This window comes from Kribbella voronezhensis (assembly GCF_004365175.1).
Lineage (GTDB): Bacteria > Actinomycetota > Actinomycetes > Propionibacteriales > Kribbellaceae > Kribbella > Kribbella voronezhensis.
In genome coordinates this window covers 144,297-170,040 of the sequence record NZ_SOCE01000002.1, presented here as the reverse complement: position 1 = coordinate 170,040, position 25,744 = coordinate 144,297, and the positions used below count along the sequence as shown (strand labels likewise).

The 25,744-nt window shown below is 68.2% G+C and carries 21 protein-coding genes; 6 read left to right on the top strand and 15 right to left on the bottom strand.

Going from position 1 to position 25,744, the window contains the following annotated elements; all coding sequences use genetic code 11:
• Positions 1-66: 66 nt before the first annotated feature.
• The 13 genes from EV138_RS28200 to EV138_RS28140 form a co-directional block, all read right to left on the bottom strand.
• A complete protein-coding gene (locus EV138_RS28200) occupies positions 67-885 on the bottom strand; it encodes an HpcH/HpaI aldolase/citrate lyase family protein (protein WP_133982366.1) in 819 nt (272 codons plus the stop codon).
• Positions 886-2,073 (bottom strand): CaiB/BaiF CoA transferase family protein, encoded by a 1,188-nt coding sequence (locus EV138_RS28195; protein ID WP_133982364.1) that lies wholly within the window; start codon positions 2,071-2,073, stop codon positions 886-888.
• Positions 2,074-2,153: 80 nt separating this feature from the next.
• On the bottom strand, positions 2,154-4,142 hold the full coding sequence (locus tag EV138_RS28190) for an SUMF1/EgtB/PvdO family nonheme iron enzyme (protein ID WP_133982362.1): 1,989 nt from the start codon (positions 4,140-4,142) through the stop codon (positions 2,154-2,156).
• Positions 4,139-5,035 (bottom strand): ribokinase, encoded by an 897-nt coding sequence (locus EV138_RS28185; RefSeq protein ID WP_133982360.1) that lies wholly within the window; start codon positions 5,033-5,035, stop codon positions 4,139-4,141. Before EV138_RS28185 ends, EV138_RS28190 begins: the two co-directional genes overlap by 4 nt.
• Positions 5,028-6,419 carry an ADP-ribosylglycohydrolase family protein gene (locus EV138_RS28180; protein ID WP_133982358.1) on the bottom strand — a complete coding sequence of 464 codons (1,392 nt, stop codon included), beginning with the start codon at positions 6,417-6,419 and terminating at the stop codon, positions 5,028-5,030. Before EV138_RS28180 ends, EV138_RS28185 begins: the two co-directional genes overlap by 8 nt.
• Entirely contained in the window at positions 6,416-7,570 is a 1,155-nt protein-coding gene (locus tag EV138_RS28175; RefSeq protein WP_133982356.1) for an ADP-ribosylglycohydrolase family protein, read from the bottom strand. The genes EV138_RS28180 and EV138_RS28175 overlap by 4 nt, the downstream gene beginning before the upstream one ends.
• Positions 7,570-8,850, bottom strand: a complete 1,281-nt coding sequence (locus tag EV138_RS28170; protein WP_133982354.1) for an ABC transporter substrate-binding protein — start codon at positions 8,848-8,850, stop codon at positions 7,570-7,572. The genes EV138_RS28175 and EV138_RS28170 overlap by 1 nt, the downstream gene beginning before the upstream one ends.
• Positions 8,851-8,871: 21 nt before the next feature.
• Positions 8,872-9,720: a carbohydrate ABC transporter permease gene (locus EV138_RS28165; protein ID WP_238158474.1), complete on the bottom strand. Its 849-nt coding sequence runs from the start codon at positions 9,718-9,720 to the stop codon at positions 8,872-8,874.
• The gene (locus EV138_RS28160; protein WP_133982352.1) at positions 9,717-10,610 is read right to left on the bottom strand and encodes a carbohydrate ABC transporter permease; all 894 of its coding nucleotides are present in this window, start codon (positions 10,608-10,610) and stop codon (positions 9,717-9,719) included. The genes EV138_RS28165 and EV138_RS28160 overlap by 4 nt, the downstream gene beginning before the upstream one ends.
• Entirely contained in the window at positions 10,607-11,695 is a 1,089-nt protein-coding gene (locus EV138_RS28155) for a LacI family DNA-binding transcriptional regulator (protein WP_133982350.1), read from the bottom strand. The genes EV138_RS28160 and EV138_RS28155 overlap by 4 nt, the downstream gene beginning before the upstream one ends.
• A 559-nt stretch (positions 11,696-12,254) precedes the next feature.
• On the bottom strand, positions 12,255-13,205 hold the full coding sequence (locus EV138_RS28150) for a potassium channel family protein (protein WP_232828105.1): 951 nt from the start codon (positions 13,203-13,205) through the stop codon (positions 12,255-12,257).
• Positions 13,177-14,292, bottom strand: coding sequence for a GNAT family N-acetyltransferase (locus EV138_RS28145; protein ID WP_238158473.1), 1,116 nt, complete (start codon positions 14,290-14,292; stop codon positions 13,177-13,179). Before EV138_RS28145 ends, EV138_RS28150 begins: the two co-directional genes overlap by 29 nt.
• Before the next feature lie 104 nt (positions 14,293-14,396).
• Entirely contained in the window at positions 14,397-14,798 is a 402-nt protein-coding gene (locus EV138_RS28140; protein WP_238158472.1) for a hypothetical protein, read from the bottom strand.
• A 121-nt stretch (positions 14,799-14,919) separates the two neighbouring features.
• Between EV138_RS28140 and EV138_RS28135 the strand changes: the two genes are divergently transcribed.
• Both EV138_RS28135 and EV138_RS28130 read left to right on the top strand, forming a co-directional pair.
• Positions 14,920-15,525 (top strand): hypothetical protein, encoded by a 606-nt coding sequence (locus EV138_RS28135; protein WP_133982348.1) that lies wholly within the window; start codon positions 14,920-14,922, stop codon positions 15,523-15,525.
• A 278-nt stretch (positions 15,526-15,803) separates the two neighbouring features.
• Complete coding sequence (locus tag EV138_RS28130; protein ID WP_133982346.1) at positions 15,804-16,166, top strand: hypothetical protein; 363 nt, start codon at positions 15,804-15,806, stop codon at positions 16,164-16,166.
• 47 nt (positions 16,167-16,213) lie between these two features.
• Here EV138_RS28130 and EV138_RS38275 read toward each other — a convergent pair whose 3' ends face one another.
• Positions 16,214-18,154, bottom strand: coding sequence for a glycosyl hydrolase family 8 (locus tag EV138_RS38275; protein ID WP_133982344.1), 1,941 nt, complete (start codon positions 18,152-18,154; stop codon positions 16,214-16,216).
• A gap of 234 nt (positions 18,155-18,388) precedes the next feature.
• On the opposite strand from EV138_RS38275, the gene EV138_RS28120 reads away from it, so the two are divergent.
• From EV138_RS28120 to EV138_RS28105, 4 genes are all read left to right on the top strand, one after another.
• Positions 18,389-19,147, top strand: coding sequence for an ABC transporter ATP-binding protein (locus tag EV138_RS28120; protein ID WP_369410836.1), 759 nt, complete (start codon positions 18,389-18,391; stop codon positions 19,145-19,147).
• A complete protein-coding gene (locus EV138_RS28115) occupies positions 19,144-21,924 on the top strand; it encodes an ABC transporter permease (RefSeq protein ID WP_133982342.1) in 2,781 nt (926 codons plus the stop codon). The genes EV138_RS28120 and EV138_RS28115 overlap by 4 nt, the downstream gene beginning before the upstream one ends.
• Before the next feature lie 46 nt (positions 21,925-21,970).
• Positions 21,971-22,687 (top strand): hypothetical protein, encoded by a 717-nt coding sequence (locus EV138_RS28110; protein ID WP_133982340.1) that lies wholly within the window; start codon positions 21,971-21,973, stop codon positions 22,685-22,687.
• A gap of 124 nt (positions 22,688-22,811) precedes the next feature.
• Positions 22,812-24,611 carry a glycerophosphodiester phosphodiesterase family protein gene (locus EV138_RS28105; RefSeq protein WP_133982338.1) on the top strand — a complete coding sequence of 600 codons (1,800 nt, stop codon included), beginning with the start codon at positions 22,812-22,814 and terminating at the stop codon, positions 24,609-24,611.
• Here EV138_RS28105 and EV138_RS28100 read toward each other — a convergent pair.
• Positions 24,608-25,648, bottom strand: coding sequence for a carboxylate-amine ligase (locus EV138_RS28100; protein WP_133982336.1), 1,041 nt, complete (start codon positions 25,646-25,648; stop codon positions 24,608-24,610). The genes EV138_RS28105 and EV138_RS28100 overlap by 4 nt on opposite strands.
• Between the last annotated feature and the right edge of the window lie 96 nt (positions 25,649-25,744).

Here is a 25,744-nt window from a genome sequence, read left to right as displayed (position 1 = left end):
GTCGGTCTGATTTACGTCTCTTTCACCCCACCGCCGATGCTGATCACACTGCGTGCCTGCAGGTGATCAGTGTTCGAGTTGGTTCATCAGGTCGACGATCTCACGCGCGCGGCCGAGCATCGCCGGATCGACCATCCGTCCGTCGGGCAGCACGATCACGCCGCCCTCCGCGACCCCTGCCTTCTCCACCGCGGCCAGTAACGCGGCCGCGTCGGCCACCTGGGTCGCCGACGGGGTGAAGCTCTCGATGATCGGCGCCAACTGCCGCGGATGGATCGCCGTCCGCCCGACGAAGCCAAGCGCCCGGCCCTCGAGACAGGTCCGACGAAGGCCGTCCTCGTCGTTTACGTGCGGATACACCGACAGCATCGGCGCGCCCAGCCCCGCGGCGCGCGACGCCGACACCAGCCGGCCGCGGGCCCAGGCGAGTCCTTCGGGGCCGTCGACGCCGAGCGAACTCATCAGATCGGCCTCTCCCAGCGCGACCGCGACCACGCGTGGATCCGCCATCGCGATCTCGAAGGCGCGTTCCAGCCCGAGCGGCGACTCGATCAGCGCGGTGATCCTTGCCGTCGGCACCTGATCCAGCACCCGGCGTACGTCGGTCGCGCTCTCCACCTTCGGCAATCGGATCCGCACCGCCGGTACTGCGGCCAGCGCCGCCAGGTCGTCCTCGATCCACGGCGTCCCCGCCGCGTTCACCCGGACTTCGAACGACCCGCCCGAACGCGCCGCCACCCAGGCGACAGCCCAGCTCCGGGCATCGGCCTTGTCGTCGACCGGTACGGCGTCCTCCAGGTCGAACACCACGAGATCGGGGCCCGCGGCAACAGCTTTCGCGAACCGGTCGGGCCTGTTCGCGGGAACGTAGAGAGCGGTGAGCATTCAGATCACGCCGCGTTCTCGCAGCGCCGCGAGTTGGTCCGGGGTGACGCCGATCTCGGCCAGGACGTCGTCGGTGTCGGCGCCGTGCGGGCGGCCGGCCCAGCGGATCGAGCCGGGTGATTCGGAGAGCCGGAAGAGCACGTTCTGCATCTGCACCGGACCGCCCAGCTCGGGATCGTCGACCTCGACGATCGTGTTCAGCGCGGCGTACTGCGGGTCGGTCACGATCCCGCGGATGTCGTGTACCGGCCCAACAGCCGCCTCCGCCTTCTCGAACGCGAGCATGACCTCGTCCAGAGAGCGCTCCCCGATCCAGGAGCCGACGGCCTCGTCCAACTCGTCGGCATGCTCGGCGCGTTCCCGGCCGGTGCCGAACCACGGCTCGGCGACCAGATCGGGCCGCCCGACCAGCGTGACCACCCGCTCGGCGATGCTCTGCGAACTCGTCGAGACGGCGACCCACCGGCCGTCGCCGGTCCGGTAGACGTTGCGGGGTGCGTTGTTCGACGAGCGGTTCCCCAGCCGGGGCTGGACGTACCCGGTCTGCTGGTACGCCGTGATGCCGCCGCCCAGCATCATCAGGATCGGCTCGATGATCGCCATGTCGATCACCTGACCGGCCCCCGACCGATCCCGCTCGCGGAGCGCCACCAGTACGGCGTACGCGGTGGCCAGGGCGGTGATCCCGTCGGCGAGGCCGAACGGTGGCAGCGTCGGCGGTCCGTCGGGCTCACCGGTGACGGCGGCGAAGCCGCTCATCGCCTCGGCCAGCGAACCGAAGCCCGGCCGCCTCGACCAAGGACCGACCTGACCGAACGCGGTCACGCGCGCGATCACCAGCCGCGGGTTGGCTTCGAGCAGGACGTCGGGACCGAGGCCCCAGCGCTCGAGCGTGCCGGGGCGGAAGTTCTCCACCAGCACGTCGTTCGCGCGGACCAGGTCGAGGAAGACCTCACGGCCCTGGGAGAGGTCCAGCGTCGCCAGCCGCTTGTTCCGGCCCAGCGTCTTGAACCACAGGCCGACCCCGTTCTTGCTGGTGCCGTGACCGCGCGCGGCGTCCGGCTTGGCCGGGTGCTCGATCTTCGTCACGTCCGCACCGAAGTCGCCGAGGAAGGTCGCCGCCAGCGGACCCGCGAACAGGGTCGCGGCCTCCAGCACCTTGACCCCTTGCAAAGGCGCAGGTCTCATCGCAACCGGCTCATCCCGCACATCCTCATCCCCGTCTTCTCATCCCCGATTTCTCGTTCCTGCCTTGCCGTCCGGGCTGCTCAACCGGCGCAGCGGAAGCCGATCGTCTCCGAACGGTCCAGCCCGCCACCGGTGAGTACCAGCTTGAAGCTCACTTCCGGTTCCTGCGGCCCGCCGTCGGCGTACCAGTCGGAGCCCTCGGCAACGAACCAGGAACCACCCTTGAGGATGCAGAACCGGCTGCGCCCGTCACTGTGCTCGCTCTCGGTCAGGTTCCAGACCAGCGGCTCCGCCCGGGTGAACCCGTCCAGCCCGGCGGCCACCTGCCACTCGTCCTCGGTCGGCAACCGCCCACCGCGCCACTCGGCGTACGCCCGCGCATCCGGCAGATCGACGTACGTCACCGGCTGGTCTTCGGTCCCCGGCGCGGGCGCACCGTCCACCCAATGCGCCAGGAACCGGTTGGCCACCAACGGTCGATACCCGGTCGCAGCCAGGAATTCCCGGTACTGCGCGTTGGTCACCTCCCGGATCGCCACAGAGATCCCGGAGAGCGCGATCTCGCGCGTCTCGGTGCGTTGGTCGTGCAGTCTGGGCGGCAGCGGCTTCCACTCCTCCACGTACGGCGCCTGGTCGTAGATCCCCGTCTCGCGGCGGCGGTACCGGATCGGCAGAGAGCGCTCCCCCGCCGGCACCTCGACGACCGGACCGATCTCGGCCTCGCCGGACACCTCCGGAACGGCGGACCGCACCGCAGGAGCCATCGGGAACGCCGAGTCCTTGACATGCGGCCGCTCCATCGTGCCCAGCCGCCTGGCGGTCGCGCGGCAGGTGGCTCCGGCGGTCGCACCGATCCGGACGATGCCGGTCACGCCGCGACCGGGTACGACGAGGTGTACACCGTCGTCGTCAGCAGTGATCGGCACGCCCGACGTCACGTCGTACCAGTCGCCGACCTGATCCTCGGACCGCAGGACGATGCCCTCGAAGTCCTCCTCGTCGCGGTTGATCAAGGTCCAGAAGGTGACGTCGGCCAGTTCGAACCGGGAGCCGAACACGCCGTGCTCACGGGCCTTGTCCGGGATCTCCGGCGTCAACGGGATCCAGTCGCCGTTGATCAGGATCGGAGAGAACGCTCTCTGTGCGGCCACCATCCGGCGCAGGGTGGCCCGGTCGCGCGCGTTCCAGCCGACCCAGGCCGAGAACACCGACTCCCAGACCAGCATGCCGACGCCGTTCACCCAGGCCGACTGCAACTCGTCACTGTGATCGCGGTTCCACCGGCGGGTGTGGTGCATCATGTGCCGGCGCTCGAACAGGTGCGCCCGCAGGACGCCGGGCGCCCGGGTGTCGGCGAACCACTGCGCCCAGGACAGCGCGTGGTCACCGATCCTTGCCATCGGCAACCGTGACTCGCCCTCGAAGGCGATCGCCGGCTTCACCTTCTGCAGCGCCCGGGTGAAGGCCGGATCGCCTTCCTTCAAGGTGTCCAGAAAGACGCCGTCGGCATCGAGTTCGGCTACCAGGGCAGCGAATTCGTCCGCGTCGGACCTCGTCATCCGCCGCGTCCCGACATCCCACGGGTTGTAGTCGAGGAAGACCTTCAGCCCCAGCCGGTGCAGGTCGGCCACCAGGTCCGCCAGCCCCGGAGCATCCCGGTAGAAGTCGAACTGGTTGCGCGAGTCGATCCCGATCACCGGATACGCGTGCCAGAGCACCACCGCGTCGTAGCCGCCGAAGTCGTCGACGCCGCACTGCACGAACTTCTCCGGGGTGAACCGACCCGTGCGGACGTCGTACAACTGCTCGTCCCAGAGCCAGACCAGCGCGACGGAGTACGCCGTCTGGGTCCATTCCCGGCCGGGGACCTCGTAGTGCGACCCGTCGTACGGGGTCCGGTCGTAGGCCCCGATCAGCCACTCGGCCAGCTTGCCGCGCCAGCGGGGCAGGTCCGTCGGGTCCTCGGGTGCGCCGAGGATCTTGGCATCGTCGAGTAGGGCGAGATCCGCTCGCAGGCCGAGATCGACCTTGGCCGGCAGGTCGATCGGCCGGGGCACGAGGGGGTTCACAGGTATACCTCCGCAGCACGCGCGTCGATGTTTTCCCCGTGTGGCACCGAAGGGATCGCTCCCGCCGTTTTAACGCTCAATGAAGCAGCAACGTTAGCGCGTCGGACCGCATTCGTCAGGTCGCCCACCGTAACTGAACCGGTATTTGCCGAACTAGTTGACGCGGCAGCCAATGTCGCCGCGAGAACCCCGCAAAAGGTGTCTCCCGCAGCCGTCGTGTCGACCACCTCGACCGGTACGCCGGGCACCCGGACCTCCGCCGCACCGCGGGTCAGGATCACCGCGCCCTCGGCCCCGAGTGTGATCACCGCGGCGGGGACGCGATCGAGCAACAATCCGCCGACCGCCTCCGCCTCGGTCTCGTTCACCACCAGCAGATCGACCTGGGCGAGCAGCTCGTCGGACAGCTCGGCCGCCGGCGCCGCGTTGAGGACGAAGTACGAACTCGCCTCGGCCGCGGCCTGGACGGTCGGGAACGGGATCTCCAGCTGGGCGAGCACGACCTTCGCCGACCGGATCGCGCTGAGAGCTTCGGCGGAGAGCGCGAGCTCGGCGTTCGCGGACGGCGCGACGACGATCGAGTTCTCGCCATCGGCCGCGACGGTGATGATCGCCGTACCGGTCGGCGTACTGGTTGTCGACACCAGCGACAGGTCGACGCCCGACTCGGTCAGGGCCGTCCGCAACAACTCGCCGGACTCGTCCGCTCCGAGCGAGGCGACGAAAGCGGTCGACGCTCCGGCCCGGGCCGCGGCCACGGCCTGGTTCGCGCCCTTGCCGCCGGGGCCGCGGGACAAGCCGCTCGCGAGAACGGTCTCGCCCGGTCGCGGGATCCGCTGCACCGGCAACACCAGGTCCACGTTCGCGCTTCCCACGACGACGACGTCAGCCACGCTCGCCCACCATCGATGCCGCCTCCACAGTCCGTGCTGCCAGTTCGCTGATCGCGACCTGGTTCATCCCCGGCAGGCTCGTGGCCAGCCGGTCGTCCAACGGTCCGGCCCACTCTGCCGGAACCCCGAGCACCGCGCCAAGCACCGCACCGGTCGTCGCACCGGCCGAGTCCGTGTCCCACCCTCCCATCACCGCGCGACCGATCCCGGTGGCGAAATCCGGGGCCGTCAGCGCGTACGCCGTGAGCGCACTGTTGTTGACCGAGTGCACCCAGTGCAGGTGCCCGTACTCCGCGTGCAGCCGGTCCAGCGCGTCGTCCAGTGGATCATCGGCGAGGGCCAAGCCGAAGCGCACCGCTCGGGCGATCTCACCATCCGGAGCGATCGCCTCCAGCCCGGCAAGCGCCACCTCGCGCGGATCGTCGAGCACCAGCGCGGCAGCTGACATCGCGGCTACCCAGATGGCGCCGTCGACCCCTGCGCCCGTGTGGCTCAACCGCGCGTCGGTCAGCGCCAACCGCGCCGCGGCGGTCCGATCACCGGGGTGCACCCACCCGTAGACGTCGGTGCGGATCTGCGCACCGATCCACTCTCGGAACGGGTTCCTGATCACGGCAGCTCGCTCCGGCTCCACACCCTCGAGCAGGTTGCGGTAGGCCACCCGCTCAGCCGTGAACACCCGCCCGGCCGGCAAATCGTTCAACCAAGCCGTGGCGACATCTTCCGTGGTCAGCCCGTCCCCGTGCCGCTCTACCAACTGCAAGGCAAGGATCGCGAAGTTGAGATCGTCATCCTCCGGCATCCCATCGATCACCTCACGCAAACTGATCGGCTTCGACCGCCGATTCCACGGCCACCTCTGCTGCACCTCGTCCGGTACCCCCACCGCAGTCACATACCGCCCCAACGGCCACTGCCCCGAACTCTGAAGAATCTCCCTGATCCCCTCCCGAGGAATCTTCTCCACCGGCTTCCCCAACAGGTTTCCCGCCGCCCGCCCCACCCAGGCGCCCAACACCCGCCCGTCCAACCCAGGCGAGCGAAGCGAAGCCGAGCCCGGCGAGTCCGCACCGCGGCCCAGCGCTTTGCCCCCCGCCCAGCCGGCCCGCGTAGCGGAGGCGGCGTCGCCGAGCAGTGGTAGCTGTGGGATCTGGGGTGGGGTCCACTCGGGAGTGCGGGTGTCGAGCTCGTCGAGGAGTTCTCGGGCGAGGGTTCGTAGTACGGGCGGGGCCGGTTTGTCCGAGGCGCCGGAGACAGGGGCTTCCGTCGTACCGCCTGCGTCTCGCCAGCGGGACTCGATGTCGGTGACGTCGACGCCCTCCGCGCGGGATTGGACCAGCTGGTGTGGCAGCAAATCCTCCGGCTGCACCCAGGTCAGTCTCATCGCCTCAGTCTCTCCAACGATTCACTCCGACGCGACCAGCGGCGCGCGTCGGACTCGTGCAGTTCCGCCGCGACCGACGCCATCACCCGCCCCGGCAGCTCCAGATCCGTCCGGCTCGCCTCAGCGATGTCCGCCGCCCAGTCCCCCGGTACGCCGGAGGCTCCGCTCAGCGCACCCGTGATCGCGCCCGCCATCGACGCGATCGAGTCGGCGTCGCGCCCGTAGTTGGTCCCGCCGAGCACCGCCTGCCGCACATCGCCACCCGACACGAGCACGAACCCGAGCGCGACCGGCAACTCCTCGATCGCCTTCGTCCGGCTCGGTCGCCGGGCATCGAGCGACTGGTCGCGATAGTCCGGTCCGACCGTGTCGAACGGCTCGACCGCGCGCCGCAGGACAGGAATCGCCTGCTCCCAGTCGTCGAGCCCGTCCGCGGCTGCCGCGACGGCCTCGACCGCCGCCCGCGTCCCGTCCTTCGCCAGGGAGAGCGCCTCCGCCACCGCCGACGAAGCCGTTGCCTCAGGCATCATCGCCGCCGCGACCGCGGCCGCAAACACTCCGGCCGCCTCTCGTCCGTAGCTCGACTGATGCGCGCCGGCCAGATCGATCGCCTCGGCATAGGCCCCGGCGGGATCACCGGCGTTGGCGATCCCGACCGGCGCCACGTACATCGCCGCGCCACAGTTCACGATGTTGCCGACGCCGGCCTCGCGCGGATCGTTGTGCCCGTAGTGCAACCGCGCCACCAACCACTTCTCGGCCAGAAACACCCGCTGCAACAAGAGAGCGTCGGTCTCCAACTCCGGAACCCAGCGCTTCCCGATCAGCAGCTTCGGCACCAGCGACTCGGCGATCGCATAGGCATCGAGGTGCTGGCGGCGTTCGTCGTACACCTCGACCAGCGCGTGTGTCATCAAGGTGTCGTCGGTGATGTGCCCGTCGCCCTTGTGGTACGGCGCGATCGGCCGCGCGTTGCGCCAGTCGTCGTACCACGGACCGACGATGCCGGTCACCCAGCCGCCGTGCCGCTCCCGGATCGCCTCGGGGCTCCAGCCCTCGACGGCACCACCGATCGCGTCACCGACCGCCGAGCCGACGAGGGCACCCACCGACTTGTCTTCGAGCAGGGAAGTACTGGCATTCTCAGGCATCAGCCGTTGACCTGTCCCCACCCGTCGCTCAGCTTCTTGCCCAGCGTGGCGAGATCGATCTTGTTCGCCAGGAACTCCTGCAGCGCCGGAGTGGCGATCTGGTCCTTCCACTTCGGGTAGTTCTCCACGCTCTGGAACGGCGCCTTGGTCAGTTCGGCACCACTGGCCAGCGTCTGGGTCCAGCCGTTCTTGCCACCGGTGGCCTTGGCGATCGCGTCGCGCGCCGCCTGCGTGGTCGGGATCAGCCAGTCGCCCTGGCCGACCGCGGCGAGGTTGTCGGCCTTCATGAAGTAGTCGATGAACTGCGCCGCCTGCTTCACGTGCTTGCCCTCGGCCGGTACCGACAGGGTCTGCGGGTTCGCCGCCTGCTTCTCCGACGTCCCCTTCAGCGGCGGCAGTACCTCCCACTCGAAGCCCTTCGGCCCCTGCTCGACGATCTGCTGCGCCGCATAGTTGCCGCCGACAATCATCGCGTACTTGCCACCGAAGAACCCTGGCAGTACGTCGGAACCGCTCTGGGTCAGCGACGTCGGGTCGATCGACTTGTCGGTGTAGGCCATCGCGTGGATCCGCTTCGGCACCTCGAGTTCCGGGTCGCCGATCTTCGCCTTGGCGTCGCGGCCGGTGCCCTCGAAGAACGTGCCGTCGAAGTTCATCCCGAGGTTCAGCACGGTCGCGGTCGGGCTCTTCAGGCCCCAGCCGAGTCCGTACTTGCCGCCGGCCGTGAGCTTCTTGGCGTTCGCCTGCAGGTCGTCCCAGCTGAGCGAATCGCCGGTGGTGGAGATCCCGGCCTGCTTGAGCAGCTTGGTGTTGCCGAACACGACGTACGACTGCAGCAGGGTCGGCGCGGCGAACACCTTGCCGTCGCTCGACACGGTGTCCCAGACACCCTTCGACACGGCGTCCTTCGTCTCCTGACTCAGGTACGGCGAGAGGTCGGCGAGGTACCCCTGGTTCGCGAAGCCGGTGATGTCGGCCGACTCGTCCTGGATGACGTCGGGCGCGGTGCCGCCCTGGAACTGCGTGACCAACTGGTCGTGCACCGAGTCCCAGCTGCCCTGGACGTATTCGACCTGGGTGTTCGGGTTGGCCGCGTTCCAGTCCGCGACGATCTTCTTGGTCGCGGCGACCGTGGTCTTCTGGAAGGCGAGACTCTGGAACTTCAGCGTCACCTTCTCGTTCGAGTCACCGGAGCCCGAACCGGACCCCTTGTCGTCGCCGCAGGCCGCGAGCGTCACCAAGGCGCTTGCCGCCAGCAACGAGATCAGTACCTTTTTCATTGCATCTCCTCAGGGGATTCTCTAACCCTTGACAGCGCCACTGAGCAAGCCGGAGGTCAACCGGCGCTGCAGGAAGGCGAAGAAAACAAGGCTGGGAACAGTGGCAAGGACGGACGCCGCCGCGAGGGGTCCGAACTGGACCTGGCCCTCCGCACCGACGAAGCGGGCGAGTACCAGCGGCAACGTCTTCAGTTGTGGGTCCTGCAGCAGGACCAGGGCGAAGAAGAACTCGTTCCACGCCGAGATGAAGGTGAACATGGCGGTCGCGATCAGCCCCGGCCTGAGCAGTGGCATCACGATCGACACGATGGTGCGGACCCGGCTGGCGCCGTCGACGGACGCGGCCTCTTCGAGCTCTCGCGGTACGGCGGCGACGTACCCCTGCAGCATCCACAGGGCGAACGGCATCGACCAGACCGTGTAGACGATCACCACGCCCGGGATCGTGTTGGTCAGGTGCAGCGGCCGCAGGATCATGAACAGCGGGATCACGATCAGGATCACCGGGAACACCTGGCTGACCAGGATCCACCCGTTGGTGATCGGCCGCAGCCGGCTGCGGAACCTGGCCAGCGCGTACGCCACCGGCAACGAGACGATCAGCACGAGCACGGTCGACGCGACCGAGACCTGCAAGGAGTTCAGCATCGACCGGACCAGCCCTTGCTCCTCCAGCGCATCCGTGAAGTTCGAGAAGTCCGGATGCTTGGGCAGAAAGGAGGGATCGATGCTCGCGAACTCCTGCGGCGACTTCAGCGAGGTGGAGATCAGCCAGAGCAGCGGGAACCCTAGGAAGATCAGGTAGCAGACGACCGCGACGTACTGCGCGGCGCGGGTGGCGGGCGCCGTCCCCAAACGTTGCCGGCTCATGCCTGGCTCCTCAGCCGGTTGCGCAGATAGAAGGCCAGGAACACGATGATGATCACGACCATCACGTCACCCATCGCGGCCGCCATCCCGAAGTTCCCGTACCGGAACGCCTCGTTGTAGGCGAACAGCATCGGCAGCATCGTCTTGCCACCCGGACCGCCCGCGGTCAGCACGTAGACCAGGCCGAACGAATTGAAGTTCCAGATCATGTCCAGACTGGTGATCGCCACGATCACGGTCCGCAGTTGCGGCAGGGTGATGTTCCAGAACTGGTGCCACCCGCCCGCGCCGTCCACGGCCGCCGCTTCGTACAGGGACCTGTCGATGCCTTGCAGACCGGCGAGCAGGGTCACCGTGGTCATCGGCATGCCGACCCAGATCCCGACCACGATCACCGCCGGCAACGCAGTACTGAAGTTGCCGAGGAAGTTGATCGGATGGTCGGTCAGATGCAGGTTCTGCAGGATCTCGTTGACCGGTCCGTTGGTCGGGTGCAGCAGCAACCGCCACATGATCGCGACCACCACCGGGGGCATCGCCCACGGGATCAGCGCGAGCGTACGGGCGACGCCACGGAAGCGGAGGTTCGTGTTCAGCAACAAGGCGAGGCCGAGCGCCGCCACGAACTGAAGAATCGTCACGGACAACGTCCAGATCAAGCCGATCTTGAACGACGACCAGAACAGATCGTTGTGCAGCAACTTGCTGAAGTTGCCGAAGCCGATGAAGTTGGTCTGAACGTGCAGGCCCGCCTTCGCGTCGGTGAAACCGAGCGCGAGGCCGCGCAGCAACGGGTAGACGCTGAACAGCAGGATCGGAAGCAGCGCGGGCAGGAACAGGTAGATCGCTTCCCTGTTCTGCTTCGGCCTGCCTGTGGTGACGGCGCTCATGGGGTCGACCTCCGGACACTGAGGGTCGGCTGCACGACGATGCGCCGCGGCGTACGGGTGTCGTCGTCGATCCTTGCCAGCAGCAACTCAGCGGCCCGCCGCCCCCGTTCGGCGGAACCGAGGTTCACACTCGTCAGCGGGGGGAACGACTGCTCGGCCAGCTCGCTGTCGTCCATCCCGACCACAGCAACATCCCTCGGTACTTCGAGCCCTACGGCCGCGAGCTCGTGCATCAACCCGACCGCGAGCAGATCGTTCGCCGCGATCACCGCGTCGGGGGCCGATCTGCGGCGCTTGGCAGCGGGGCCACCAGCGACACCAGCCCTGCCGCGGTCGCCCGGGGCCACGCCTCGAGCATCGGCGCGATTCGAGCCGGCACCCAGCCCGGACAGCAACTCGCGGCCGGCCTCGCGGCCCGCGGCGAAGGTGAAGTCGGCCGCCTCGACCTCGGCCACCGGTCGCAGCCCGTTCGCCTTCATCGCCTCGGCGAAGCCCTTCGCGCGCGCCGTACCGGGAACCGTGTCGCGCGGTCCGTTCAGGAAGGCGATCCGGCGGCGGCCCTTCTGCAGCAGGTGTTCGACCGCGAGCAGCATCCCCTTCGGCGAGTTCGCGCGGATCGTGTCGACACCGGCGCTGGCCGGCACGTTGCCTGCGACAACCACCGGCACGTCGCACTCGCGGATCGACTTGATCAGGTCGTCGTCGACCCGCAGCGGGCTGATCACCAGGCCGTCGGCGTACCCGCGAGCCATCCCCCGCACCAGCGCAACCTCGTCCGCGACATCCGGCCCGGTGGTGGTCACGACGAGCCGATAACCGGCGGCTGACACGACCTCCTCCACGGCGCGCATCATCGTCACGTAGACCGGGTTACCGACATCGGCGACAGCGAGCGTGAGCTGAAACGTCCGCCCCACCTTCAGCGACCGCGCCCGTGCGTCCGGCACGTACCCGAGCTCCTCGACGGCCCGCTGAACCCGCCCGACCATCTCCTCGGTGGCCGGCAACCCGTTCAGCACGCGCGACACCGAAGCCACCGAAACCCCAGCAGCCCGGGCCACACCGGCAACCGTCGGACGACTCACGCGGCCTCCTGTAATCGTTCTTGTAATCGTTTACAGATCACACCATAGGACGCCCTCGCAAGACCAGTCAACGGTGTGGTCCGAAGGTTGCCGAGCGTGTTCAACCCACGCCGCCACCTACGGGCGCTCCTTCGTCGCGTCCTCCGGCGTCTGGCTCCCACCCACCCCATCCGGCGCTCCTCCGTCGCGCCTCCCGGCTGGGTGCGGGTTGCCTTCTGCCGATCCGTCAAGGCGAGTTGCGGGTCAGCACCTGCCATCCCGATCAGCTGAGTCCCGCGCGATCACCCTCGACCCGAGCAGTCGGGCTCTCAGATGCAATCCGGGCTGCCCTCGTCGTCTGCCCTCCACCGGCCGCACCCTCGGGTGCCGCTCAGCGACGGTAGCCAACTCCTCCAGCGGAGGGTCGAGATCGTGGCGCGCTTTCAGCGCATTCCAATCCCACCAACCCCGGATGCCGTCACTGCGGCCCAAGCGACGCACCTGCTTCAGCAGGCGACGTAGGAGCCGGCGTCTCGGGTGGGTGGGAGCCAACCTGCCGTAGGCGGCGGCGAGGGGTGAACTACTCTTCCTGGTCGTCCGCGCCCGGGCGTTCGGCCCAGGGCGTTTCCTTGGCCGGCCGGACGACGATGAGTTTGTCGCCGGCGGCCAGCACCGAGACGGACGAGTCGTAGTACCGGTGGACCTTGCCGTCGCGGACGACGGAGACGACTCGGTCCGGCACCGAGGACGGCGCCTTGCCGACCTCGCGGCCGAGGACCGGGCGTTCGGCGACCTCGAGGCCTTCGCCGTACGTGAGGAGGTCTTCCATCACCTCACCCAGGTTCGGGCTGACCGCCGACAGACCGAGGAGCCGGCCGACGGCCTCCGACGAGGTGACGACGGCGTCCGCGCCGCTCTGGCGGAGTAGCGGGACGTTGTCCTCTTCGCGGACGGCGACGACGATGTGCGCCTTCGGGTTCAACTGTCGGACGGCCAGGGTGACGAGCACCGCGGAGTCGTCACGATCCGTTGTGACGATGACCTCGCGGGCGGCGACGACCTCGGCCCGGCGCAGTACGGTCCGGTTGGTCGCGTCGCCGTGGAAGGCGGCGATCTGATCGTTGCCCGCGTCACCGATCGCGGTGGCGCGCGGGTCGATCACCACGATCTTCTCGCGCTTGACGCCGTTGCTGAGCAGGGTCTGCACGGCCGAACGGCCCTTGGTGCCGTAGCCGACGACGACCACATGGTCCTTCATGCGCTTCCTCCATCGTGTGTCGCGCATGACGCGGCGACCTTCGTTCGCCAAGACTTCCAGGGTGGTGCCGACCAGTACCACCAGGAAGGAGATCCGCAGTGGCGTGACGATGAAGGCGTTGACCAGCCGGGCAGTGGGCGTCACCGGCGTGATGTCGCCGTACCCGGTCGTGGTCAGCGTGACGGTCGCGTAGTAGATGCTGTCGATGAAGCCGACGCGGCCGTCGTAGGTGTCCTTGTAGCCGTCACGGTCGACCAGAACGATGAGCACCATCAGGATCAACAGCCCCAGCGCGATCAGCAGTCGCCGCGACAGCTCCACCACCGGCGAGCGAGTGCTCGCGGGCAGGTTGACCAAGAGACCGTGCGGATTGCGACCGGTGGGCAGGGATGGCACGCGTCTGACGATAGGGCACCGGTGGCCGATCCACCGCATGCGACAGGCTCTGATCGGACAGTGCGACGGTCACCATCAGATGACCGCTATCCTGCACCACCCTGGTCCGCATCCGCAGTCCCTCGACAGTGCGCAGCATGGCGACGTTCTCGGGTTGCACCATGCACACGGCCCGGTCCGCTCCCAGCTCCCGGGCCTCCTGGATCACTCGCCGCAGCAGCTGACTCCCCAGGCCCTGGTTCTGCCAGCCGTCCTCGACCAGCACGGCCATCTCCATCGCGGTGCTGCCCAGTTCGTCCCAGGGAGCAGCAGTGGCCATGCCTACGATCGCGTCACCGACAGAGGCGACCACGGAGATGCCACCGGCGGGCGCGGACAGGTGCCGCGCAGTACGGGTGGTGAGCTTCGCCATGGGCACGTGGTAGCGGCGTGTGCGGCTCTCGTACGAACAGCGCTCGTGCATCGCCACTACGGCCTCGGCGTCCTCGACAGTGGCCCGACGCAACTCCGGTACGCCGGTGCCTGGTCGCGGGCCCTCCTGTACGACGCCCTGGTCACGCTCGACCAGTCGGCCGGCGATCTCCACCAGTACGTCCGCCCTGGCCCACTCGGCCGGGGTGTACTCGTCGAAGCCCTGCAGGTTCTCCAGTTCCTCGTCGACCGACATGGGGTCGTCGAGCAGCCGCAGTACGGCACGGAGGTATCTGGTCGGGGCGTCGTTCAGGACATCGGCCTGGCAGGGGCGAACCGTCGTACGGACGCAGCCTGCCTCTGCGACCAGAGCAGTGAGCGTCTCTGCGGTCCAGCCGACACCAGTGGACACCACTAGCTCGTCCACAGCGCCGGACTCGGCGGTGAAGACCTCCAGGCTGAGGATGTTGATCTCGTCGGCACCACACCGTGCTGCGAGTTCGGCCAGTGCGCCCGGCCGGTCGGCGAGTTCGGTCCTGATCTTCCAGAGCATGGGTACGCCCTCCCTCGTGGAACACCCGTCCGAAACGGAGACGGGGATCAGTCCACTGTGCGCGGGAGGTGTTGCCTCACCGGGTCCGGGATGTTACGCCCGCGTCAACCCTTGCGCGCCCGGCCGGGAACCCGGGGCAACCGGTCGGCGAGTTTCGGCCGCCGGGCGGCCAGCTCGGCGGCGCTCTCGCGCCGGTCCAGGTCCGCATGGCGGAGCAGTTCCGGGTACGACGACTGCGGCACCGGCGGATAGGTCGTGACGATCGCGTCGCCACTGAAGACGAAGAAGACCGCCTGCCCCTCCTTGATCACCTTGAGCAGAGAGCCGTCGCGAACGGTCAGAGCATGCTCGAGCGCCTTCTTCCGGGCGGAGCGTTTCGCCAACGCGGCCTGGAGTGCCTGCTGTGCAGGTTCACGGCCGTGCTTGACGGCCTCGAACGCCATCGGCCCGTACCGCACGCCGTACTTGACCATGCTCTTCGCCAGCCGACTCCGCCCACCTGCCATACCTCGACTGTACTGACCGACCGGGGCGGCGGGCCGCGAAACGCAGCTGAGCTGACCGAGCCGATGGGCTAACACAGCGGTCGGCATGCGGGCTCGCGAGGCGTCGGGCACCATTGAGCAGGTGACGGTACCTACTCCGCGCCGGCCGATCCTGCCGGGTAACAAGCTGTTCGACTCGCTGCCGGGCGCCTCCGACCCGGCGGCGGTCGCCGAGGTCGCGCACCGCACCGCGGAACTGCTGGTCCGTGGTGCGCGGTCCTCCGAGGACGCGGATGTGATCGCACGCGTGGTGAAGCTCGCCGACGACTACGGTCTCGACGAACTGGCCGACCTGTGGTCCGACAGCCCGTCCGACTCGTTGCCAGGAGCACTGTGGCGCCTGTACTTGCTGCGTTCCTGGGTGCACTCGCATGCCGAAGAGGTGTCCCGCGAGTACGCCACGGGTCGCGAGTACGCCGAAGTGCACGCGGTGGTCGCCGGTGTCGCCGACCCGCCCGGCCCGACCGAAGTACGGCAGATGGTCGACGCCGTACTGCGGGGTGTCGCGGCCGGCGATTTCGCGACCACCCTGGACCGGGCCGCGGCGTTCGCCCGGATCGTGGCGACCGGCCGGGCCCATCTCGCCGGCGACGGCCACGGGCAGGTGCTCTCGGCGTCGAAACTGCTCGAGATGGCCGACCAGTTGCAGACCGCCGCACGGACCGAACGAGCGGGCCAGCTCTGGTGATCGGGCGCGCTGTCTTGCATCTGGCAAGCCAGGGTGCTATGAGGAGAAAACCCAACAGGACAAGGCGTTTGCGGACCCGTTATACTGTCTGAGGTGTCGGGCCGCGGTAGCCCCGGGTCCCAAATTAAGCCGCTTCGAGCGGCCACGCGCCGTGAGGCGCTTCCCGGTCCGACGCCCCAAATCCTCTCCCCCGGCCGGTACTTCGGTGCCCGTGACCGGGGGATACTTGTAAGTTACTTTCTGTCCCTTCCGCCTCATCAGTCACAGGACAGGAATCCATGAATCGCCTCGTCACTCTCGCCGCGGCCAGCGCCGTGACCGCCCTCGCCTTCCTCCCGGCCGTCCAGACCGCCCAGGCCGCGGAGGCCGGCGCCGATTCCGTCTCGGTGACCTGCGGCGCGATGCCCGGCGGTGGCTTCATCTACAACGCGAAGACGCTGAACTCGACGCCGGCCCGCACCGGGCCGTACGAGGCCTGCTCCAAGACCCGGACATATTCGGCCGGCACGACCGTCGGCATCGCCTGCTGGCTCTACAACGACTACAACAACCTCTGGTACAAGACGAACAGCAACACCTACGTCTACAGCAGTCACTTCAGCTCGACCGTGAAGAGTCACGTCGACTCCTGCGAGGGCTGACCTCGCACCCGCGCGGCCGACCGAGGCCGGCCGCGCGGGATCGGCGACTAGGGCACCCAGTGGTTGTGGGTGGCGGTGATCATCACCTGGAGCTGGATGCTCGCGGCGTAGTAGCTGCTCGTGTCGACCGGGGTGTTCAGCATCTTGGTCCAGATCGCGTCGAGCCAGGCCTGGCTGCCCGAGTCCGTCATGGCGGTGACGGCGAACGGCGCGAAGAAGGCGGCGTCGCTACTGGAGTCGATCGCCGTTCCGTTCAGCTTGTAACCGGTGGCGATGCTGCTCGCGTTGCCGCCGGTCTTGGACTTGATCCAGCTGTTCAGTTTGCGGGCCGCAGCGAGTGAGGCGCTGTCGCCGCTGGTGACCGCGTCGGCTCCGATCCGCCACGGGTCGCGACAGGCGTTCCACCAGTAGGCGCCGTCGTTCGGGTCCTCCAGGACCTGTCCGGTCGCGGGCTTCGGGGCGGTGTTGGTGTTGATCACGAAGTCGGGCAGCAGGCCGGTGCTGGACGCGTAGTTCGCCTGCAGCGAGGTGATCACGGTCTGGTGCTTGGCACGGATGGTGTCCCAGGCGGAGTTGCCGGTGGCCGCCTTGAAGGCCCGGAAGTGGTCGATCATCCAGTCCGACGTACGGGACATGTTGTAGGTGGCGTCACCGGAGGTGCTCCAGTCGCCGAAGGTGAGCAGGTTGGTGTTCGGGTTGATCTCGCCCGCCTTGATCGCGTTGATGTGCTTGATCGCCAGCTGCTTGTAGTTGTAGGTGCCGGCGCTCCCCCACTGCTTGTCGGCCAGCAAGAGGCCGTAGGCAACGTCCATGTCGCCGTCGGTCGCGCTGTCGGAGCCGTTCACGCTCTTGCAGGAGGTGTCCTGCTCGGCAGCCAGCAGGTCGGCGTTGTTCACCGAGGGGTGGGCAAGCATGTACTTCACCAAGCCGTCGAAGATCGTCTTGGCGGCGGGGTCGGCGCCTGCCATGGTCGCTGTGACGACCATGCCGTAGCCCTGAGCCTCAGCGACGTACGGGTGATCGGCGTCCGGCGAGATGATCTGGTACCAGCCGTTGCCGCAGCTCTGCTTGACGAACGCCGCCTTCCATTGCTGGTAATAGTCGACCACCTTCTGGTCGAGCGTTGCCTGGCTCCCCGACGGCGTGAGCATGCCGGCCGCGTACTGGAACTGGTGGCTACCGAAGGGGACGGCCGGTCCGCTACCGCCGGCCTGCGTGGTCGCAGTGACCGCATTGCTCGCGCCGGACACGTTGCCGGCGGCGTCGCGCGCCTTGACCGTGTAGGTGTAGCTGGTCGAGGCAGTGCGGCCGGTGTCGGTGTACGTCGTGCCAATGCCGCTCGTAGTCGCGACCTCGGTGCCGTTGCGAGAGATGACGTATCCGGTGACCCCGACGTTGTCCGTGGACGCGTTCCAGGCCAGAGACACGCTGCTTGAGGTAGTGGCGGTTGCCGCGAGGTTCCCCGGCGTACTGGGCGGTGTGGTGTCGCCCGTGCCGCCACCGGTCGTGCCGTAGACCTCGAGATCCCAGAGCGAGTAGCCGTACGCCGTACCGCGGGCGGTGCCGTAGACGCGAACGTAGCGGCCGCTGCCCGACAGAGTCAGGTCGTCGAGCGCACCGTTGCCGGTCGTGGTGGAGAAGGCGTCGGTCCAGACCGATCCGTCGGCGGAGGTCTGGATCTTGTAGGACTTCGCGTAAGCGGCCTCCCAGTTGAGCTTGACCCGGGTGATGCTCGCGGTGGCGCCGAGGTCGACCCTGATCCACTCCGGGTCATGGCCTTCGACGCTGGCCCAGCGGGTGGCGGAGTTGCCGTCGACGGCCTTGCCGGCCTCGAAGACGCTACCCTCGATCGATGATGCCGTGGCGGGCTTTCCCTGCGAGAGCAGGGTGTCGGCGGCCTGCGAGGCCGAAGGGGCCAGGACGGGTTGGGCGAACAGGGCTGCGGTGACGACCGCGGCAGCGGTCAGCCCTCGAAGTAGGTACGACATCAGCGGATCCTCCGGGCGGTGGGGCGGGAAAGGCGCTGCAGCTGCCTCTTGCTGTTAGGAAACTTTCCTAACGATTAGCTGAAGGTAAAGCCACCGTCTGACGAGTGCAAGACCTCGGCCCGGATCGGGCCCGAGGTCCGGTCGAACCGATCAGGGTCCAGTCAGGGCTAAATACCCTTTCGCCGGCCCGTGAACCCGAGGAGACTCAGCACATCTGATCGGCCGGGGAGGGCGATGATCGGCATGGTGGGGAACACGGACGAACAAGCTTCGGTGGTCGTCGCGACCGGCCTGGAGCGAACGTACGGCGAGGGCGACACGGCGGTTCACGCACTCCGGGGAGTCAGCGTGCAGGTCGCGGCCGGCCGGTTGACCGCGGTGATGGGTCCGTCGGGTTCGGGCAAGTCGACCCTGATGCACATCCTGGCCGGCCTGGACAAGCCGACCTCGGGATCGGTGCGGATCGACGGCACCGAGATCACCACGCTCGGCGACGACGCGTTGACGAAGCTGCGCCGCAAGCACATCGGCTTCATCTTCCAGTTCTTCAACCTGCTGCCGATGCTGACCGCACGCGAGAACGTCGTCCTGCCGCTGACCATCGCCGGCGAGAAGCCGGACCCGGCGTACTTCGACGAGCTGATCGCCCGGGTCGGCCTCACGGACCGGCTCACCCACCGCCCGGCGGAGCTGTCCGGCGGGCAGCAGCAACGCGTCGCGATCGCCCGCGCCCTGGTCTCGCGGCCGACGGTGATCTTCGCGGACGAGCCGACCGGCAACCTGGATTCCCGGACCAGTAGCGAGATCCTGCACCTGATGCGCAGCTCGGTCGACGACTACGGCCAGACCACGGTGATGGTCACCCACGACGCCCGCGCGGCCGCGATGGCCGACCGGGTGCTCTTCCTGGCCGACGGGGAGATCGTGAAGGAGACCGGCCGGACCAGCCAGGGCGAGATCCTGCAGATCATCGACTCGCTGGACCTGCAATGATCCGGTTCGCGTTGCGCGGGCTGCTCGGCCGGAAACTGCGGACCGCGCTGACCGCGATCGGGGTCATTCTCGGCGTGGCACTGGTGTCGGGCACCTTCGTGCTGACCGACTCGATCTCGTCGGCCTTCGACTCGATCTTCACGGAGAACTACAAGAACACCGACGCCGCGATCACCGGCAAGGCCGCGTTCGAACTGTCGCAGGACAACGCCGGCACGGCCCCGCCGTTCGACCAGGGACTGCTCGCCAAGGTCGCCGAACTTCCCGAGGTCGGTGCGGCCGGCGGGGCGGTCGGTGGACAGGCGCAGCTGATCGGCCGTGACGGCAAGGCGGTCGTCTTCGGCGGCGCGCCCAACCTCGGCTTCAGCGTCGACCCGGCCCGGCCCGAGTTCAATACGCTGACGCTGGTCAAAGGTGCCTGGCCGACCGCGGGCCAGGTGGTGATCGACACGAAGACGGCGGAGGCGAAGAAGTTCGCGACCGGCGACACGATCGGCGTACAGGCTCGGGGCGCCGTGCAGCGGATGCAGATCTCGGGGCTGGTCGAGTTCGGGGCGGTCTCGTCCATCGGCGGGGCGACGCTGGCTGGCTTCGATCTGGCGACCGCGCAGCAACTCTTCGACAAACCCGGCAAGCTCGACCAGATCCTGCTCGCGGCCAAGGACGGCGTCTCCACCCAGCAACTCGTCGACGCGGTGCAGAAGATCCTGCCCGCCGGTACCCAGGTGCGCAGCGCCGACGACCAGGCGGCCGAGGATGCCAAGGGCACCTCGAGCTTCCTGACCTTCTTCCGGACGTTCCTGCTCGTGTTCGGCGGGATCGCGTTGTTCGTCGGCTCGTTCGTGATCGCGAACTCGCTGTCGATCACGATCGCCCAGCGGACCCGCGAGTTCGCCACGCTGCGGACGTTGGGCGCGTCCCGTCGCCAGGTCCTCAACTCGGTGGTCCTCGAGGCGCTGGTGACCGGACTGGTGTCCGCGGTGGCCGGCTTGTTCCTCGGGCTCGGGATCGCCACCGGATTGTTCAAGATCTTCGACGCCGCCGGGTTGACCCTGCCCAACAACGGACTCGTGTTCCGCACCAGGACCGTCGTCGTCGCCTTGGCGGTCGGTGTCCTGGTCACGCTGCTGGCCAGCCTGCGGCCCGCCTGGCGTGCGACCCGGGTCCCGCCGATCGCGGCCGTCCGCGAGGGCGCCAAGCTGCCGCCGGGGAGGTTCCACCGCTTCCGTCCGTTGGGTGCCGCGCTGCTCGCCGTGCTCGGGGTCGCGCTGGTGGTGAGCGGGTTGTTCGTCGACGGTCTGTCCACCGGAGCGTTGCTGGGGCTACTGGCCATCGGCGTACTGCTGATCTTCATCGGTATCGCCTTGTTCTCGGCGAGGTTGGTGCGTCCGCTCGCTGCGGCGTCGGATCCGGTCGCACGGTGGTCGGTGCTCATCTTGTCGATCGTTGCCTGGCCGCTGTTCTCGCTGCCGTACTGGCTTCTCAGGCGAGGTTTCTGGGGTCCCGGATCGATGGCGAGCCGCCTCGGCGGGTTGCTGTTGGGTGCTCTGCTGAACCCCGTCCTGTTGGTGATCGTGGCCCTGATGGCCGTACGCCGTGCGGTCACCTCCTGGCAGCCGGAGTGGCCCGCGGAGTTCCCCGGCGTACTGAGTGACCGGCCGGCCGTCGGGATCGGCGGCCAGAACAGCCGGCGCGACCCGCATCGGACCGCTTCGACCGCGGCCGCGCTGATGATCGGGCTGGCGTTGGTCACGTTGGTGGCAACGCTCGGCGCCGGGATCATCAGGCCGTTCGAGGAAGCTGTCGACAAGATCTTCAGTGGGGACTACGCGATCACCGCGCAGAACAACTTCAGCCCGTTGCCGCCGACCGTGGCCGCGGCCGTCGCGACGGTGCCCGGGGTCGACGCGCTCTCGAGTGTGCGCGGCGGTCAGGGCCGGGCGTTCGGCGAGACGATCCAGATCACCGGTGTCGACAAGCAAGCGCCGGACGTGCTCAGATTCGACTGGAAGTCCGGTTCGCAGGCGACTCTCGGTGAGCTCGGAGCCGACGGCGCTGTCGTCGACGCCGACTATGCCGACAAGCACGGGCTGGCCGTCGGCTCGACGCTGCCGCTGGAGACCGTGGCCGGCAAGACCCTTCCGTTGCAGGTGCGCGGGATCTTCAAGCCACCGGCCGGTGGTTCGCCGTTCGGCAGCGTGACGATCTCGACCAGCGCCTTCGACGCGACCAACCCGCAGCCGCTCGACCTCTACACCTTCGTCAGCCTCCGCGGCGGCGTCAACGCTGCGAACACTGCGGCGCTGCAACAGGCGTTGAGCACCTTCCCGAACGCGAAGGCACTGACCCGCGAGCAGTTCAAGAAGGTCCAGTCCGACAGCATCAAGAGCCTGCTCAACGTCTTGTACGTGCTGCTCGCGCTCTCGGTGCTGGTGAGCCTGTTCGGCATCGTGAACACCTTGGTCCTGACCGTGTTCGAACGGACCCGCGAACTCGGCATGCTGCGGGCGATCGGCCTGACCCGGCGCCAGGTGAAGCGGATGATCCGGCACGAAAGCGTGATCACCGCACTCATCGGCGCGGTGATCGGGATCTTGCTCGGCCTCGGCCTTGCCCTGCTCCTCGCCGCCCGCCTGGACGAGATCAGCTTCGCCGTACCGACCGGTCAACTGCTTCTCTTCGCCGTCGTCTCGGTCGTCGTCGGCATCTTCGCCGCCATCTGGCCGGCCCGTCACGCCGCCCGCCTCGACCCCCTGGAGGCCCTGCAGTACGAGTGAGCCGCCACGGTGCTAGTTTTCCGGCCCTGCCGTTGTTGGAGGTCCGATGCGCCTGCTCGCAGTACTGCTCGTCACTGCCCTGGTCGTGACGGGCTGCTCCACTGTGGACTCCGCTGACATCCGGACCAGTGGCATGACTGCCGACCTGCTGGTCCAACTGCCCGAGAACGGTCACGCCGCCGAGCTCACCGCGTCCTTCCGTGTCGGGACGCTGACCTACGTCGAGCTGAGCAGCGGGGAGAAGGTCACGGCCTCGGCGCAGGGTCTGACGGAGGAGTTGCGCCGCGCCAAATTCGCGGGGGCTACCAGGTACACCGGGCAACTGGAGGCAACAGCGCCTGGTACAGAGTTCACCTTCACCCTCGAACGCGACGGCGACAACACGTCCGCGCCCAGCTCGACGGTGGCGCTCCCTGAGCCGGTGCACCTCGCAGCGCCGGTCGCCGGCGCCAAGCTGTCCCGGCGTACGGCCGTCCAGGTCAGGGTCGCCGGCGGTCCTTCGCAACTGCTCACCTGGTCAGGGCCGTGTGTCCAGACCGGCAACCTGGAGATCGAGTCAGGGCGGTCCTTCGCGACGATCGCCGTCGGGCTGATCCGAGCTGTCCCGACGGCCTCGGCCAGCCCGCGATCCGGGGACAGCGGTACCTGCCATTTGACGCTCACGCTGACCCGGCGTACGACGGGGAAGCTCGACGGAGCGTTCAAGAACGGGACGGTCGTCGCCGAGGCCCAGTCGGTCCGCCAGGTGGTTTCGATGCCCTGAGTCGGCGCCTGGCGCTTACCAGTTGGCCTTATGTTGGTTACCTTCTTGATTGCCGGGTGTCCCGTGAACGGGTCACGATCGGCCTCGGATCGCACGCCCCGCCTCCGACGAAGGGACCATCCTCATGCGCCGCCTCCCCCGCGCGCTGCTTCCACTCGCCCTCGCGGCCGGCCTGTTCGCCCAGGGTCTGGTCGCCGTGCCGGCCTCCGCCTCGGGCTCTGCCGGTCGCCGTGACTTCGACATCCAAGGACATCGCGGCGGCCTCGGCCTGACGGTCGAGAGCACGATCGCGTCGTTCAGCCGCGGCCTCGAACTCGGCGTGAGCACGCTCGAGCTCGACGTCCAGATCACCCAGGACGGCCGGGCCGTGGTCACCCACGACCGCAAGGTCAGCGGCGCCAAGTGCAAGGACACCGCGCCGTACACGCCGGACGACCCCGAATACCCGTACGTCGGTAAGTTCATCAACACCCTCACGCTCGCCCAGGTGCGGCAACTCGACTGCGGCTCGCTGCCGCAACCGGAGTTCCCCGGCCAGACCCCCGACCCGGGTGCCCGGATGCCGGAACTGCGCGACGTGTTCGACCTCGTCCACCGCTTCCACGCAAACGGTGTGAAGCTCAACGTCGAGACCAAGGTCGAGGCCGGCGCGCCGAGCGAGACCGCGCCGCGCGAACAGTTCGTCCAGGTCGTGGCGGCCGAGATCCGCAAGGCGCACATCGCCCGCCAGGTGACGATCCAGAGCTTCGACTGGGGTTCGCTGATGCGGATGCGTCAGGTCGCCCCGGAACTGCCGCTGGTCGCGCTGACGAACTACGACTTCCTGGAGACCGGCAAGCCGGGCAGGTCGCCCTGGCTCGGCGGGATCGACATCGACGACTTCGGCGGCGACCTGGTGAAGGCGGCGAAGTCGTTCGGCGCTGCCGCGATCTCCCCGGTGCACGGATTCCCGCAGGGCGGCAAGGTGACCGACCCGGGGTACCGGCCGTACGTCACCGCCGACATGGTGCGCTCGGCCCACCAGGCCGGCATGAAGGTCGTGCCGTGGACGGTGGACGACCCCGCGACCATGCAGTGGCTGATCGGCCTGGGCGTCGACGGTCTCATCTCCGACTACCCGGACCGGGTCCGTATGGTCGCTGCAGAGGCGGGCTTCCGGCTACCGCGTGCGTACGACGCTCCTGCGGTCCAGGCGCTGCCTACGGCTCACGCACACAACGACTACGAGCACCGGCGACCGCTACTGGACGCACTCGACCGCGGCTTCAACAGCGTCGAGGCCGACGTCTGGCTGGTCGACGGCGAGCTGCGCGTCGCCCATGAGCTGACGGATGCCGTCCCTGGCCGGAACCTGGAGAACCTGTACCTCGAACCGCTCGCCCAGCGGGTCCGGGCGAACGGCGGCCAGGTCTACCGTCACGGTCGCGACTTCCAGCTGCTCATCGACATCAAGAGCGACGGGCCCACGACGTACGCGGCGGTCGACAAGGCACTGCAGAAGTACCGCGGCATCAGCACAATCTACGCGAACGGCCGCGTGCACCGGGGCGCCGTGACGTCGGTGATCAGCGGCAACCGCCCGCTGGACATCCTGCAGGCACAGAAGATCCGGTACGCCGGGTACGACGGCCGACTGTCCGACCTGAACTCCGGGTTGCCGGCGTCGGTGATGCCGTTGGTGAGCGACAACTGGTCGAAGAACTTCACCTGGCGAGGTATCGGCGAGTTCCCGGCCGCCGAACGCGCCAAGCTGCAGGACATCGTGACGACGGCTCATCACGCCGGCTACAAGGTGCGGTTCTGGGAGACGCCAGACGTCCGCGGCGCCGCCCGAGATGCCGTCTGGACCGAGCTGACCGCCGCAGGCGTCGACAACCTCAACACCGACGACCTGCACGGCCTGGAAGACTTCCTGCGCGGCTAGGGCTTGATTTCCGTGAGGGCGACGACGTCGTCGCCCTCACGGAAGGCTTTGCGCTGTCTGATTGCACCATTGCCTTCGGTGATCAGTCGCTGGACGGTTTCCCGCACCCGGTCGAGTTCGCCGAGCTCTTGCAGGGCGTCGCCGACGTGGTCGATCAGCAGGCCGACGAGCTGCGACATCGGGAGCGACTCGGCGTGCAGCACGTCAAGGCCGTTGCCCTCGAGGCCGTCGCGGGCAGCAAGCCAGTACGCGGCCCGTAGTACCTCCGGCTCGAGCTTCGGTCCCAGCCCACCGTCGGCTGTCGCTGTCATCACCAGCGCGCGGATCAGAGTCGCCAGCAGCACTGTCTCGTCGACAGACAGCGGTACGTCGCTGACGCGCACCTCCACGGTCGGGAGGTGAGTGGAAGGACGGACATCCCAATAGACCATCCGCTCGTCCATGATGCTGCCTGAGGCGAGCTGCATCGCGACCAGCGCGTCGTAGTGATCCGCTGACTCGAAGTACGGCGGTTGGCCGGAGCAGGGCCAGCGCGACCACATGATGGATCGCCAGCTCGAGAACCCGGTGTCCGACCCCAGGTAGATCGGCGAGTTGGCCGTCAGCGCGAGCAGCACGGGCAGCCAAGGGCGAAAGTGGTTGCTGACCCGGATCGCGGCTTCCTTGTCGGGTACGTCGATGTGCACGTGGCAGCCGCAGACCGCTTGCTCCCTGGCGAGCAGCCCGTACCGCGCCTCCATCTGCTGGTACCGCGCCTTCTTCGTCACCAACTGCGCGGCACGGCCACTCGGCGGCACCGCGATGGCGCACAGCCGACCGCCCTGCTCAGCCGCGGCCGCCGCCAGCTTCGAGCGCATCCGCACCAGTTGCTCGTGCAGCTCGTCCGCGGTCTCGCAGACCGGAGCGTTGATCTCGACCTGGGCCCTGGTCAGTTCGAGTTCCACGTCGATGTCGCCGGCCTCGGCGGCGACCGCCTTGCTCTGCGGCAGCGGCTCGCCGTCGGCGGACACCAGCAGCAACTCTTCCTCTACGCCCATGGACGGAAGGCTCAAGTGACTCTTCTCCTCGGTCAGGTGAGGCTCCCCGGTACCCGGCGCGATCCGCGCGGAAACCGTGCCCCGGGCCGCCGGCCG